Annotated in this window: 8 protein-coding genes; 6 read left to right on the top strand and 2 right to left on the bottom strand. The window is 55.0% G+C overall.

The window, feature by feature from the left end:
• Positions 1-95 precede the first annotated feature (95 nt).
• The 3 genes from HBA49_RS04990 (at position 96) to HBA49_RS04980 (ending at position 4,955) form a co-directional block, all read left to right on the top strand.
• Complete coding sequence (locus HBA49_RS04990; protein WP_005525600.1) at positions 96-1,058, top strand: PAC2 family protein; 963 nt, start codon at positions 96-98, stop codon at positions 1,056-1,058.
• 78 nt (positions 1,059-1,136) lie between these two features.
• The gene (locus HBA49_RS04985) at positions 1,137-3,686 is read left to right on the top strand and encodes a DEAD/DEAH box helicase (protein ID WP_040431853.1); all 2,550 of its coding nucleotides are present in this window, start codon (positions 1,137-1,139) and stop codon (positions 3,684-3,686) included.
• A 324-nt stretch (positions 3,687-4,010) separates the two neighbouring features.
• Positions 4,011-4,955 (top strand): hydrogen peroxide-inducible genes activator, encoded by a 945-nt coding sequence (locus HBA49_RS04980; protein WP_005520884.1) that lies wholly within the window; start codon positions 4,011-4,013, stop codon positions 4,953-4,955.
• A gap of 161 nt (positions 4,956-5,116) precedes the next feature.
• Here HBA49_RS04980 and HBA49_RS04975 read toward each other — a convergent pair whose 3' ends face one another.
• A complete protein-coding gene (locus HBA49_RS04975; RefSeq protein ID WP_005526291.1) occupies positions 5,117-7,279 on the bottom strand; it encodes a CvpA family protein in 2,163 nt (720 codons plus the stop codon).
• Positions 7,280-8,189: 910 nt separating this feature from the next.
• Between HBA49_RS04975 and hrpA the strand changes: the two genes are divergently transcribed.
• Entirely contained in the window at positions 8,190-12,218 is a 4,029-nt protein-coding gene (gene hrpA / locus HBA49_RS04970) for an ATP-dependent RNA helicase HrpA (protein ID WP_005525657.1), read from the top strand.
• A 27-nt stretch (positions 12,219-12,245) separates the two neighbouring features.
• Here hrpA and nrdR read toward each other — a convergent pair whose 3' ends face one another.
• Complete coding sequence (nrdR, locus tag HBA49_RS04965) at positions 12,246-12,701, bottom strand: transcriptional regulator NrdR (protein ID WP_005520879.1); 456 nt, start codon at positions 12,699-12,701, stop codon at positions 12,246-12,248.
• Positions 12,702-13,239: 538 nt separating this feature from the next.
• Here nrdR and lexA point away from each other — a divergent pair.
• The gene (gene lexA / locus HBA49_RS04960; protein WP_005520878.1) at positions 13,240-13,974 is read left to right on the top strand and encodes a transcriptional repressor LexA; all 735 of its coding nucleotides are present in this window, start codon (positions 13,240-13,242) and stop codon (positions 13,972-13,974) included.
• A 513-nt stretch (positions 13,975-14,487) separates the two neighbouring features.
• Complete coding sequence (locus HBA49_RS04955) at positions 14,488-15,270, top strand: DeoR/GlpR family DNA-binding transcription regulator (protein ID WP_005520877.1); 783 nt, start codon at positions 14,488-14,490, stop codon at positions 15,268-15,270.
• The last annotated feature ends 72 nt before the right edge of the window (positions 15,271-15,342 follow it).

Here is a 15,342-nt window from a genome sequence, read left to right as displayed (position 1 = left end):
GCGCCGACGGAACGCGTCGAAAAGCTGAACGGAATAATACAACCCCGATCATTGTTTAAGTTAAGGTATAGTTAAGAACTTTTAAAGGAGAACCAATGGAAGACAATAACCGGAAGATGTACGAATTGGAGTTTCCGGTGCCAGCGGTATCGCAGCCAGGCAAGGAAGGCCCCACGATGGTGGTGGCGCTACAAGGCTATGCCGATGCGGGACATGCGGTGGATCAAAGCTCCGCGTATTTGCTTGCTGCTCTCGATCATCGGCCGGTGGCGTCGTTTAATAATGATGAGTTTATTGACTACCGGTCACGCCGGCCCATGACCACTATTGATCATAATTCGGTGGCCGATGTGGAGGAGATTAACCTGGGTATTCAGGTGGTCCTCGACGCGAACGATAAACCGTTTCTGCTGCTTACCGGGCCGGAGCCGGATTTGCGGTGGGAAGCGTTTAGCCAGGCGGTTGCTGATCTTATTGAACGGCTTGGAGTGACGCAAACCATTTGTTTGTATTCCGCACCCATGACGGTGCCCCATACCCGGCCGATGGTTATTAGCGCACACGGCAACTCGTTAGAACTATTGGAGCCCTATTTTAAGATGGACACCAGGTTCAGTATTCCGGGTTCGGCATCGTTGCAGTTGGAGTATTTGCTCAATAAGCAGGGCCGTAATGTGGCGGGCTATACGGCACATGTGCCGCATTATTTGGCTGCTTCCCCCTACCCGCAGGCAACGTTGAAGCTGCTGGAGGCGGTGTCGCAGGCTGCCGGACTCGCCATTCCGCTGGGGGCATTGGAGGAGGATTCCCGGCGGATGGCGGCACAGATCGCGGAGCAGATTCAGGGCACCGCCGAGATTCAGCAGGTGGTGGACTTATTGGAGCAGCAATACGATGAGAACCTGGAGCAATACCATGAGGATCACCCGCACATGGCACTGCCAGGCCATAGTGCCGAACCCATGCCAAGCGGTGACGAGCTAGGGGAAGAGTTTGAGCGGTTCCTCGCCGCCTTGGACACCCCGGATGATTCCGCCGACGATGAGGACGATAACTAGGCAGCTTTTCGACGCCACCCCAGGGCCAACCATCGGCTGCGGGGTGGCGTCGTTGCTTGGTAAATTCGATTAGGGTTAATGGGTGTGAATCTAACACTTGCCCAAATGCTGCCCGACTTGGAAGAAGTGCCCGAATCCCTCATCGACGAATCCATTTTTGATTCGTTCCTCGCCTGGGCGAAAGACAAGGGGATCACCCTGTATCCGGCGCAGGAAGAGGCCGCATTAGGCATCCTCGCCGGCGATAATGTTATTTTGGCCACACCCACTGGTTCGGGGAAATCCATGGTTGCCATCGCCGCCCATTTCATTGCCATGGCCCGCGGCCAACGGAGTTTCTACACCGCCCCGATTAAAGCATTGGTGAGCGAAAAGTTTTTTGCGCTCTGCGATATTTTCGGCCCGGAATCCGTGGGCATGATGACGGGAGACGCCACCGTCAACTCCCAGGCCCCGATCATTTGTGCGACTGCCGAAATTGTGGCGAACATGGCGTTACGCGGTGGGGAGCGTGCCGAAATCGACCAAGTTGTCATGGACGAATTCCACTACTATTCGGACCCGAGTCGGGGGTGGGCGTGGCAGGTTCCGCTCCTGGAAATGCCGAACACGCAATTCCTATTGATGTCCGCCACGTTGGGGAACACCAGCATGCTTCAGGAGGATTTGACCAGGCGCACCGGCCGGGTTACTTCGCTAGTCGGTGCGGACGCCGATAGGCCAGTGCCACTTGATTTCGAATTTGTTTACACCCCAATACATGAAACCATTGAGCGACTCCTAAAGGAGGACAAGGCACCGGTTTATGTTGTGCATTTCACCCAGCGGGAGGCCGTTGAGCGGGCACAATCACTCACCAGCCTGAAAATCATCGACAAGGAGACGAAGGAGAAAATCGCCGAAGAGATCGGTGATTTTCGGTTCACTACTACCTTCGGGCACACATTGTCGAAGCTGTTACGGCGTGGGATTGCGGTGCATCACGGTGGCATGTTGCCGAAGTATCGGCGGCTTGTGGAACGGTTGTCACAGACTGGTTTATTGAAGGTTATTTGCGGCACGGACACATTGGGGGTGGGCATTAATGTGCCGATCCGTACCGTGTTGTTTACCGGATTGGCGAAGTTTGATGGCAGCCGGCGCCGGATTTTAGCGGCGCGGGAATTCCACCAGATTGCCGGGCGGGCGGGCCGCGCCGGGTTTGATACGGTGGGTTATGTTGTCATCGAGGCAACCGAACATGAGATCGAAAACTGGCGGTTGCGTCAGCGAGCAGGGACGGATCCGGCGAAGCTGAAGAAGCTTCGGAAGAAAACGGTTCGGGACGGTGAAGTAGTGTGGTCGGAGAAGACCTATCAGCGGCTTGTGGCCGCGCAGCCGGAGGGGTTGGTGAGCCAGTTTCGGGTGTCGAGTTCCATGTTGTTAAACGTGGTGTGCCGGCCGGGTGATGGGTTTGCCCACATGAGGCATTTGTTGCGGGATAATCATGATTCCCGAGAAAAGCAGAATAAAGATATTTTGCGGGCGATAGAGCTACTGCGGGGGCTGGTGACGGCGGGGATTGTGGTGAAGCTAGACGAGCCGGACCCGACCGGCCGGGAGTATCAGCTCACGGCGGAGTTGCAGCCGGATTTCGCGTTAAACCAGCCGTTGGGGCCGTTTGCGCTGGCGGCGTTGGAGCTTTTGGACAAGGATTCGGACACGTACACGTTGGATGTGATCAGCGTGTTCGAGTCGGTGTTGGAGGATCCGACGCCCCTGTTGATTGCGCAGCAGAAGCAGGCGCGGGGGGAGGAAATCGCCGCGTTAAAGGCCGAGGGTGTGGATTATAACGAACGCATGGCGATTGTGGAGGAAATCACATGGCCGATGCCGTTGGCCGACGAACTGGAAGAAGCGTACGGCATTTACTGCAAGGGGCACCCGTGGGCACGAGAATTCGACATTAGCCCCAAATCGGTGGTGCGGGACATGATCGAACACGGCATGACATTTTCGGATTTGATCGCCACCTATGGGTTAGCGCGGGCGGAGGGGGTGGTGTTGCACTATCTCACGGATGCGTGGCGGACACTGCAGCATTCGGTGCCGCAGGAGTATCTCACCGATGACCTGGAGGACATCATTGTGTGGCTGGGTGAATTGGTGCGGCAGGTGGACTCGTCCCTGGTGGACGAATGGGCCCAATTAGCGGACCCAGATGCCCCTATCTCCCGCGATACGCTGGCCCGGGAGCTGGCGTTTGGCGTGGAGGATCCGACGGCGCTGACGGCCAATCAGCGGGCTTTTGGCATTATGGTGCGAAATATCATGTTCCGGCTGGTGCAGTTGTTTGCCTACGAGCAGGAGGACACATTGACGCAGATGACCGAGTATTTGGATGATGCGCCGGATTTTGGGGCGGCGATGGACGCGTATTTCGAGGACTACGCCGATGTTGATGTGTCGCCGGCGGCCCGGGGCCCGGAGTTCTTCCTGCTGAAAAAGACGGGCCGGTCATGGGAGGTGCGGCAGATCATCAAAGACCCTGAGGGGGATAATGCGTTCAGCTTCGCGGGGGTAATTGATTTGGATGCTTCGGATGCCGCGGGGGAGGTGAGGTTCGCAGACTTGCGAATTGATTTTTAGCGTTAAGTGATAGATATTTGGATAATTAATGATGTGGGAATGTGATACCGTGGGTGCCCGGATTTTCCGGTTTCTCACCCCCAATTTCACCCCTGTTGGGCCTTCGAACTGGCGTTTAACCGGCCATTTCTTAGATAATTTTAATTTATTTTAAGTTTTTACTTTAAGTTTGACTATACTGCACTCATTGCAGCCTTTACGCCAGCTTGGTGGTTTCACATCATAAGAATCACCTACCCGCGGGGGTAAATTTATTGCATACCGCTATCCATTGCATTTAAGATTGACATAAATCAAACCAAACTTTGCAAATAGGCGAAGAAAATGAGTAATAAAGAGTATCGACCAACACTTGCACAACTGCGTACCTTCGTAACAATTGCCGAAAACAAGCACTTCGGCACCGCTGCCACCAAGCTCAACATTTCACAGCCTTCACTGTCGCAGGCTCTTGTTGCGCTGGAGACGGGTCTTAACGTTCAACTTATTGAACGTTCCACCCGGCGCGTCATCGTCACCCCAGCTGGCGAAAAGCTTCTCCCCCTGGCGAAAGCAACTCTCGACGCTGCAGAAAACTTCCTCTCCCACGCGCATGGCGCCACCGGCACCTTGTCTGGCCCCTTGTCTATCGGCATCATCCCCACCATCGCCCCCTACATTCTGCCGACACTGATTGAACTGGTGCGGGACAAATATCCGGATTTGGAGCTGCACATCATCGAGGACCAAACCAAGCACTTGGTCCAAATGCTGCGCGACGGCGGTATCGACTGCGCCATCCTGGCCGTTCCCACCAACACTGCTGGCTTGCAGGAGATCCCCCTGTACGAGGAGCGGTTCCGCATGGTGGTGCCGGCGCATCACCCGTTTGCGGGCCGGAAAGATTTGAAGCTGAAGGACTTAAAGGAAGTCTCCCTGCTGCTGCTTGACGACGGCCACTGCTTGCGGGACCAAATCGTTGACTTGTGCCGCAAGGCAGAGTTCAACCCCATGCCCCCGAATCACGCCGAAACCCGGGCTGCTAGCCTCACCACGGTCCTGCAATTGGTGTCTGCCGACATGGGGGCCACCTTGATCCCAGAATCGGCGGTACAGACCGAATGCGTGCGTCCTGCCGTAGAGACGGCCCGGTTCCACGATGCCGCGTCCGCCTACCGGAAGGTGGGTATCGTGTTCCGTGGCTCGTCAACCCGATATGACGATTTCTCCCTGTTGGGCGATTTGGTGACCAGGTCCTTTAATCAGGTTATTTCCCAACTGCCCCGCTAATGGGTTAGTAGTGGGTTAAATAAAGACTGCTGATTCGCAAGCGTAACCGGGTGGGGATTTCCTCAAGAATGGAAGGATCCCCACCCGTTGCGCTGTCTCGATAGAAATAAAAACTGGTTCAGGAAGAAGATCCTCTTCCTGAACCAAAGGGAATTTGCCTCCTACATTTGTGGGTAGGGGGCACCAGACATCTGGCGGTATGCATGTCCCATGGAATTGACGAGCACTGGAGCAATAAACATCACAAGGATGGCGCTAGTAATCACACCGATGATTCCGCCAAAGGAGACGATAAGAGACGCTACAACGAAGATAACCCCCCAGAGCAGCAGCAAGCCGAGGAACGGGAAATATGCCTTTTTCATTGCGGTAAAATTAGCGACAATCGAGTTCAACCCGGACGCCCGAGACTCAGATGCAAACCCCGGGGCGAGACCAAACAATGGTAATGTAAAGAACACTGCCAATGACACCAACAAACCCACGATACTTGCCACCATCAAAGACGATAAATACTTTGATGCCAACCCGGAAATCCCAGAGAAAACAATCAACACTAAAGCAACTAGCGCTGCCGAGATGAGCGTCTGTACATAATTCATCCGGGCTTTCACGGTTTCCATCGTCACTTTCTCCCCGTCCAGCTGCGTGAGAATCGCAGCACACAGGATAGGAGAAATCAAAATAACCACAAGCACCAAGACTAGATACACGATCATCATGGTAGGCGTCATAACCGTTACATTGGCGCTGGTGCTAGAGCCCGCCATAATGTTTTGCATTTGTTCCTGAATCTGTGCCTGCAGCTGACGCTGATTCAAATAATTCACAACAGCCATGATCACACCAACCACGGCTCCAATGGCCAACCAGAGTACCGGGTTTTTCATGATGGCCTTGTAACCATAGGTAAACGTCATACCAATGCTGAGCCCAGATTCCCGTTTCAGCATGTTGGTTTCGTACAGTGCGTTCTGACCCACTACCTCGACGCCCGCCACGGGTGCAGGTAACTGCGGACCGCTCTGCTGTTGCGGTGCATACTGGCCTGCCGCCGGGTCGAAACCACCCTGGGGTGGTTGCTGACCATACTGGTTCGCGCCAGGAGCTTGGGGCTGAAACCCACCACCAAAATTAGGCTGCCCATAACCGCCGGAGTTCGGTGATGCTTGTTGCACATAGCCACCGCCCTGGGGACCCTGCGGACCCTGGGGCTGCCCATAACCGCCCTGCGGCTGGCCATAACCACCAGAACTGGTAGGAGCCTGACCACCGTAACCGCCCCCCTGAGGCTGACCGTAGGGGGCGCCTCCCGGCATTTGTTGCGGAGATTGGCCGTAACCACCAGCGGGCTGGCCGTAACCACCGGCAGGCTGCCCATAGCCGCCTGATTGCTGACCGTAGGGGGTGCCGGCCGCCGAGGGGCTGCCGTAGGGGGCGGCATTATTGGCGGGTGGTTGCTGACCACCACTGCCATAGCCACCGGATTGTTGACTGTATCCACCGCCGGATTGCGGGGATTGCCCATAGCCCGTCGGCCCACCGTAGGGACTCCCCGACTGAGGTTGGCGAGGCTGCTCGTAGCCACCGGTTGGACGGTTGTAGCTGCCCGAATCGCTTTGCTGCGGCCGCTCATAGCTACCAGTGTTTTGCTGCGGACGTTCGTAATTACCAGTGTCGTTTTGTTGTGGGCGCTCGTAACTTACGGTTTCTTGCGGTTGGCTATAGCTACCGGAATCGTTTTGCCGTGATTGCTGCCCGTAGCTTGACGAGGAATTCTGCCCGTAGGGGCTACTACTCCCCTGCTGCGATTGGCCATATATCCCGGTAGGACGGTTATAGCTACCACTATCCTGGGATTGATCTGACGAGTTAGACGACTGACCATAGCTGCTATACGCGGAACCGGACTGTCCGGTCTCGGAGCCAGAGGTGGAAGAATGCGGGCTCCCATAGGGGCTATTGCTTCGAGATGGTTGCCCATAACCACCCTGCTGGCCGTAACCACCGGTAGGCTGCCCATAGCCGCTCGAATTGCTCCCATAAGGGCTGCTACTCCCCTGCTGCGATTGCCCATAGCTGGAAGAGCTTTGGCCGTAGGGGTTACTGCCAGAGCCGGAATAGGGGTTGCTCGATTGTGATGGTTGCCCATAGCCGCCGTAAGAACTGCTTCCAGAGCCCGAACCGGTGAGCCCATCACTATAATTGCCGGACTGTGGTGAATAAGGATTCTTCTGCCGCGGATCTGTGGGCTTGCCCGACCCCTCCCGATCTGACTTATCCCGCGGCTCCTTGCCGTCATCATTGTTGTGGTTGTCTGTCACAACGTAAATCCTTTCGTTACTTCTCTCATCCGTATGAGGAAAATCCGTGAGGAGTGAGTTTCCTCCCCCACTTTGATTGTGATCTCACAACGGCGCAGATGGGCCGAATGCACCCATATCGGGCTGAAATACCTTTGGAAAGCCCTTATTGCTGACGGTCCCAACACAACGTGTAATCAGCAAGGAATTTCTTTTTGTATTTTTAGACAATCAGCCAAGTTATCATTTTATGCCGTTGCGACAGCAAAAGGTAGGCATCCCACCCACACCCACTAACCTTCATAGAGGATTTACGACCATGCAGGCGGGTGATGTGGGGCAAATACTCACCTCACATCGGCCGTGGAAAACTGGTTTATTGCTGCTAGAAGTATCGCCAACATTGAACGATAGATCTTTCACACCACAATTCTATTCAGTTTACTTAAACGCCACTTCAGGTACCCCTTTTTACCCCATTCTTAGAACACACATACCAAGCAAACTATGGTTGAGATGCATGTTTCCTACCGCAATTATTGGGTACAATGTCACGCCTGGCACGCAGTAACTACATCCATTGATCACACCATTCACCACTATTGATAATGGTAACCGTGGTGTGGCACGCTTACGGCCAGCTGGCAATCTCAGTAGAAAATTAGCCCCGCCAGCTACCCCCTCTACCTGTGGCCGCCCTGTCATCAATGCTCGCCATCTGGTTGCCGCTTGCCTAGTAAAGCTCTGCGGGGGTAATCCTTGCCATAATAATGGCGGCAGCTGCAAAGAGGTAAACCTTTGATGAGGATACCGAGCGGGAATAACGGGCGGGGACCATTGCCCACCGATCCGAGAAAACCCGCGTGATATTGCTAGAATCATTGTCCGCAGCAACAGAACTTATATTCATGACCGTAGAAAACACATATATATGCCTAGTAAACAACAATTAGAAGACGAACTTTCCCAACTGAGTATTGCTGATGAGCGCAGGTTCCGGCGTCGATTAGCGAAGGCCCGCTCTCCTAAAGCATTATCAGCCATTGCGGCGGACATGATGACCGCCCGAGAAAGCGTCGACAAGCGGGCTCGTAGCATTCCAACTATCACCTACCCGGAGCAGTTACCGGTATCCGCACGTAAAGACGATATCGCGGATGCTATTAGGGACCATCAGGTAGTAATCATTGCTGGTGAAACCGGGTCAGGCAAAACCACGCAGATTCCGAAAATTTGTTTGGATATTGGTCGGGGTCGACGGGGACTCATTGGGCACACCCAGCCGCGCCGGTTAGCCGCTCGGACCGTGGCGGAGCGCATTGCCGACGAATTAGGGCAGCGCATCGGCGAAAGCGTCGGCTATGCCATCCGGTTTGACGATCAGGTGGGCCCGCAAACCGCGGTAAAACTTATGACCGATGGCATTTTGCTCGCAGAAATGCAGCATGACCGCTACCTTAATGCTTACGACACCATTATCATTGACGAGGCCCATGAGCGAAGCCTCAATATTGATTTTTTGCTCGGCTATCTCAAACAATTACTGCCTAAACGGCCAGACCTCAAGGTTATTATCACCTCTGCAACAATCGACCCGGAGCGGTTTGCGGCACATTTCGCAGATCAAGACGGCAACCCGGCGCCGATCATTGAGGTATCGGGCCGCACCTACCCCGTCGAAGTGCTCTACCGCCCGCTCCAGGTGGAGTCCGGGGGTAAACTCATCGACATCGACCCACTGGACGGGTTACTTTCCGCCATCGAAGAACTCATGGAATATGGCGATGGTGACATTTTATGCTTTTTCCCGGGGGAGGCGGACATTCGTGACGCCATGGAAGCCATCGCCGGGAAACGGTGGCGCAATGTTGATGTGGTTCCGCTTTTCGGTCGGCTATCCAACCAGGAACAGCATCGCGTTTTTAGCCCCCACGCCCACCGGCGCATTGTGTTATCCACCAACATTGCCGAAACGTCGCTGACCGTGCCGGGCATTCATTTCGTGGTCGATACCGGCACCGCAAGAATCTCCCGCTATTCCACAAAAACCAAAGTTCAGCGCCTCCCTATTGAAGATATTTCGCAGGCCAGCGCGAATCAACGGTCGGGTCGATGCGGTCGGGTTGCCGATGGTATCGCCATCCGACTCTATTCCGAGGAGGATTATTTAAGCCGCCCCAAGTTTACGGACCCAGAGATTCTGCGCACCAATTTAGCCAGTGTTATCCTGCAAATGGCGGCGCTCAAACTGGGCAATATTGAAGACTTTCCCTTCGTTCAGGCCCCCGACACCCGCGCCATCCGGGATGGCATAATATTACTGAAAGAATTAGGCGCCCTAGAGGACTCGGATAATAACACGAATCTGCCTAAACTTACTCCCATTGGTCGGGATATTGCGCGGCTGCCGGTAGACCCGCGCATGGCACGAATGATCATTGAGGCCCGACGGCTGGGCTGTCTTCGGGAAGTCCAGGTCATTGTTGCCGCGCTGTCGATCCAGGATGTGCGCGAACGTCCGCTCGAATACCAGGCGCAGGCAGATCAATTACATGCCCGTTTTAAAAACAAAACCTCGGATTTTCTTGGTTATCTAAAACTGTGGGACTACATTGCTCGGAGCCGGGAAGAACTCAGCGGCAATGCCTTCCGTAACCGAATGCGGAAGGAATTCCTCCATTACCTGCGCATCCGGGAATGGTTCGATTTGGTGCGGCAATTAAAATCCGTGTGTGGGCAGCTCGGTTGGACCACCGACGATGCCGCCCTCGACCGGTACGTGCCCGAGGCGAAACAGCTGCACAGTTCCCAGCCTGGCAACCGCGGTAACCACCAGGGACAACGGGGTAGTGTGCAATCCCCCACCAGCCAGGCAGATGCAGACGAGGTGATAGGCGCTGAACAGGCCGATGCGGTCCACCAGTCTCTGTTGTCCGGGTTGCTGTCGCATATTGGTATTCGGAATGTTGACACCCGGGAATACCAGGGTGCCCGCAACACTAAATTCATGGTCTTCCCCGGCTCCGCGCTGGCGAAGACCAACCCGCAGTACGTCATGGCCGCGGAGTTGGTGGAGACCTCAAGGCTGTGGGCCCGCGACGTGGCCAGCATCGACCCCCGCTGGGTGGAACGGCTTGCGGCAAACCTGCTGAAAAGCACGTATTCCGAACCGCATTGGTCCAGCAAACGGGCCGCCGCCATGGCATACCAACGCTCCACACTCTATGGGGTGCCGGTCGTGGCCGACCGGCTGGTCCCCTACCACACGATTGACCCGGTGGCGGCCCGGGACATGTTTATCCGGGAGGCGTTGATCGCCGGGGATTGGCGCACCCACCACAAGTTTTTCCACCGCAATGCGGAAAAACTTCAAGCTGCCACCGAGTTAGAGGAGCGCGCCCGGCGGCGTGACATTGTGGTCGACGAGGACACCCTGTTTGACTTCTATGATTCCCGACTGCCGGAGCACATCACCACCGGCACCCGGTTTGACCAGTGGTGGAAGAAGACGCAGCGCACCCAACCGAACCTGCTGGATTTCGATCCGGCAGCCCTAGTACATCATGCCGCAGATTCCGTGACCGAAACGGATTTTCCCACCACCTGGGTGTATACCGCCGGTGGTGAAACGTTGCATTTTGATTTGACATATCGCTTCGTCCCAGGCGAGCCCGACGATGGGGTAACTGTGCACGTGCCGGTGCCATTATTGGCGGGGTTGCAGCCGACCGGTTTTGAGTGGTTGGTCCCGGGCATGCGGGAGGATTTGGTGACCGAACTGATTCGGTCCTTGCCCAAGCAGGTGCGGCGGCATGTGGTGCCCGCGCCGGATTATGCCCGGCGGGTAGTGCCGCTGTTGGATTCGCGCCGAACCGAATCATTGCGGGCGCAGTTGGCAGCTGCGTTGACCGAGGTGAGCGGCCATGTGATCAGCCCGGAGGAGTTCCGGTTCGATTCCCTGCCTGCCCATTTACGCATGCTGTTTGCCGCGGTGGATCGGCGGGGGAAGATCATTGATTCCGATAAAGATCTTTCGGCCCTCAAGCACCGGCGGGCGACACAAATCCAATCATCGGTGTCGCAGGCGGGACGCCGGGTGGAGCAGGATTCCGTGTCTGAGTGGACGGCGGACACCCTGGGGGCGATCCCGTCGGAGATTTTCACGAAGGTAGATGGGCAGCGGGTAGCGGCATACCCGGCCCTGATGGCAACCCCGGAAGGGGTGGCGGTAAAGGTGTTTGGGACGCGCGCGGAGGCGGATGCGTCAATGATGACGGCAACGCTCACGCTCCTGCTGCGGAAGATTCCGGTCCCAGCACAGAAAATGGTGAATGGCCTGCCGCTACGGCAGCGGGTGGGGGTGGAGAATTATCCACACGGGGGTGTTAGTGGCCTGGTGGCGGATGCTCGGGTAGCAGCCACCCGGGACCTTTTGGTGCGGCATGGGGGTCCGGTGCGGGATCCCGGCGAGTTTGCCGAGTTGCTGGCCAAAATCCGCCCAGAAGTGCCGGGGTTGGTACGGCAAATGATTGTGGAGTTAGCGCCGGCCTTGATGGAGTTTGTGGCGCTGCGGCAGGAGTTGGCGAATTGGACGGGTGAGGCGATCACGGACATGCAGGCGCAGCTGGAGTTTTTGGTGCCGAAAAACGCCTTGGCGGTGCATGGGATTGGCCGGCTGAAGCATTTAGGCCGGTACGTCAAGGCAATGCGCATGCGCCTGGATGACATGGGGGTGCAGCCGGATCGGGACGCGCGCCGGCAGGCTGTGATCCATGGATTGGAGGCCGCATTGGCTGCCCGGCTTGCAAAGATGCCGGCCGCTCGGGCCAAGTCCGCTGCGGTGAAGGATATTTATTGGTTGTTACAGGAATTACGGGTCAGTCTGTTTGCGCAAACATTAGGGACCGCACAGAAGGTGTCGGAGTCGAAGATTTCCAAGGCGATTGCGGCCCTGCGGTAGGCGTCGACAAGCCCAAACCGGCTAGCCTCATAGTCCTCGGTCACGCCGCCGCATCTGCCGTATCTCGGCTTCGAAATCGGCGGCGGACTCGAAGGATTTATAGACGGAGGCAAAACGTAGGTACGCAACTTCGTCGAGTTCGCGGAGTGGGTCAAGTATGGCTCGGCCGATAAAGTTCGCGTGAATCTGCGAACTTCCGTGGCTCCGCACCACTTCTTCTACTTCTTGTGCGAGTCGCTTGAGCGCGTCTTCGGAAACATTCCGCCCCTGGCAAGCACGCCGCACACCGGTTATAACCTTCTCGCGGCTAAAGGGTTCGGTCAGCCCATTGCGTTTTATAACCAGCAATTGGGCCTTTTCTATAGTGGTGAATCGGCCATTGCAAGCGCTGCATTCCCGACGCCGCCGAATGGCGGTACCACCGTCGATAACACGAGAGTCGATGACTTTAGATTGTTTATTTTGGCAGAAGGGACAGTGCATATCGCTCTCCGTAGGGCTTATTTGGGCAGGTTATCAGACGGCGTTTTGACCGAATCATCACTGATAATAACGGACAAAACCACTGTTCTCTTCCGATTTATCCCAGGCATGATCCGTGTTGATATCGGTTTGATTTAAACAAGATAACGTCACGCTTACAGCACGCTTGACGACGCAGGGCTCGGCGTAACGAAGAAGAACCGATAATTCATACTAACTAAATGAATTTTTTGGGGAGCTATTGCCAATGCGGTTGCCAACACCTAATGTTACGAGGTCGTTAATCTGTTCGAATTTTTTTGCCATTTTTGAATAATATAGAACCAAGAAAACACCCTAAGATGTTATCAAAAAGTTTCGAACAGGCATGTTTTATTAGAACACTTTCCGCTATGCTGTAAAGGACAAACTGTTATACCTTCGAACAGGCTTCGGCCACCACGGAATGGTCTCAACATTCTAAAAATGTTTATCAAATTGCAACATGGTTTCGAGGGGAACACCGAATTTTCTACCCCTGATATAAGGAGCACTCTACATGGCGCGTAAACCTAAAAAGGTCAGCGTTGTTTCGAATTCAAAACCTGAAGCCGAACAACTCAGCGACCGGCAACGTCGCATCCTGCAAGTTATTCGTGATGCAGTAGTCCTCCGGGGCTATCCGCCTAGTATTCGGGAAATTGGTGACGCCGCAGGATTGCAATCTACCTCATCAGTAGCCTATCAATTAAAAGAGCTAGAGCGTAAGGGATTTTTACGCCGCGACCCCAATAAGCCACGGGCGGTCGACGTCCGCGCGATCCCTGGCGAAGAGTTAAAAAAGACCGCTACAGCAGGCAAAGGTCGGAAGGCACCTACGGCCACCGTCACCGGCCAGTCAACTGTAGAAGCCGCTAACACTAGTTATGTGCCGTTGGTGGGGTCAATTGCCGCAGGTAATCCCATTTTGGCGGAACAAAATATTTCTCTGTATTACCCACTCCCCCAAGAAATTGTGGGTGATGGAGAGCTATTCATGCTACAGGTTGTGGGCGAATCCATGCGGGACGCTGGTATTTTCGACGGTGACTGGGTGGTGCTGCGATCACAAAAGGTTGTTGACAAAGGCGATTTTGTGGCGGCCATGATTGACGGTGAGGCAACTGTGAAGGAATTCCATCAAGACCAAAGCGGCATGTGGTTATTACCACATAATGATAGTTTCGATCCGATCGCGGTTTCCCCCGAAACAGAGATTATCGGCAAGGTGGTTTCCGTAATGCGGAAGCTCTGACTCGCCGAATATAACGTAGACATAACCGCATACCTCCTGCCCCTAATAATAATGGCCCCTTATCACCTGGTTGAGGCGATAAGGGGCCTAATTTCGTCACGGCATTTCCGTCAGATACGCAGATAGCCATAGGGGCCATTCACCGCCATCTGGTACTACCCAGTACTCAAGTGAGATTCACCCGGTATGCGTGGAGAATGACAACAAATCCTGTACATTTATATCGCCAAACCTGAAAAAATCACCCCCATTTAAGGGGTGTTGTGGAAATCACAGCGCAAGCTGGTAATGTCGCAAAAATGTTGGTTTTTGCAGCTGAAAATTGAGAGTTTGGTCAAAAACGCCCCCAATAATGGCTAAATATCCACAATTTGCTTTTTGAAATCTGTGATTTGTTGGGGTTCAGCATGCAAGAATAGACTGCATACGTCCATTGCTACACCTAACTAAAACGGACACTCGACAGGTATAGCGTCTTTGTTCCACTCACTGCAGATAGAAAGCCGAGGAGTCATGTATTCGGAGGAGCGCCGTCGTCAAATCGCCTCCCTCACAGCCGTGGAGGGACGGGTTAATGTCACAGAATTAGCTGCGCGATTCGATGTCACCGCAGAAACCATCCGGCGTGACTTAGCGGTCCTCGACCGTGAAGGCGTGGTGCACCGGGTACATGGTGGTGCGGTGGCGAATCAAACATTCCAAACTACGGAATACAGTGTGGATGCACGTCTTCGCTCCGCATCGGGAGCAAAAAGCTCCATTGCACATGCCGCCCTGCAATTCCTCCCCGAAGCCCCAGGCGGCGGCATATTTCTCGACGCCGGCACAACCACCGCGGCCTTCGCCGAGCTCATCACGATGCAGCCCGCCGCAAAACAGTGGTCGATCGTGACCAATAGCCTATCCATTGCCCTTACCTTAGCTAATTCAGGGTTGGATGAAATACAGCTTCTTGGCGGGTCCGTGCGCGGCATTACCCAAGCAGTCGTGGGAAACGCGGCGCTCCGCACCCTGGCACTCATGCGCGCCGAGGTGGCATTCATCGGCACCAATGCGCTCACGGTTGACCATGGCTTATCGACGGCCGACTCGCAGGAAGCCGCCATTAAATCCGCGATGATCACCAATGCCCGCAAGGTCGTGGTTTTATGCGACTCCACCAAAATGGGCACCGATTACCTGGTGAGCTTTGGTTCCGTCGACGATATTGACGTGATTATCACGGACGCTAATGCGCCCGAGTCGTTCGTCAAGGCGCTCCGCGACCGCAATGTAGAAGTCATCATCGCCAGCTAGCGCAGGCTAGGTCGCGGGCGACTAGCAGCCAGCGCAAAGCCACCCTGCCGCATCGCAATCAGGGTGGCTTTT

Origin of the sequence: Corynebacterium matruchotii, from assembly GCF_011612265.2 — a bacterium.
GTDB lineage: Bacteria > Actinomycetota > Actinomycetes > Mycobacteriales > Mycobacteriaceae > Corynebacterium > Corynebacterium matruchotii.
Note: the sequence above shows the minus strand (reverse complement) of the source record. Positions and strands in the feature narration are given on the sequence as shown.

Excerpts from the sequence above, each read along its gene's own strand:
- HBA49_RS04990 (WP_005525600.1), top strand. The coding sequence starts at position 96 with ATGGAAGACAATAACCGGAAGATGTACGAATTGGAGTTTCCGGTGCCA.
- HBA49_RS04955 (WP_005520877.1), top strand. The coding sequence starts at position 14,488 with ATGTATTCGGAGGAGCGCCGTCGTCAAATCGCCTCCCTCACAGCCGTG.
- lexA (WP_005520878.1), top strand. The coding sequence starts at position 13,240 with ATGGCGCGTAAACCTAAAAAGGTCAGCGTTGTTTCGAATTCAAAACCT.
- HBA49_RS04985 (WP_040431853.1), top strand. The coding sequence starts at position 1,137 with ATGGGTGTGAATCTAACACTTGCCCAAATGCTGCCCGACTTGGAAGAA.
- hrpA (WP_005525657.1), top strand. The coding sequence starts at position 8,190 with ATGCCTAGTAAACAACAATTAGAAGACGAACTTTCCCAACTGAGTATT.
- HBA49_RS04980 (WP_005520884.1), top strand. The coding sequence starts at position 4,011 with ATGAGTAATAAAGAGTATCGACCAACACTTGCACAACTGCGTACCTTC.
- nrdR (WP_005520879.1), bottom strand. The coding sequence starts at position 12,701 with ATGCACTGTCCCTTCTGCCAAAATAAACAATCTAAAGTCATCGACTCT.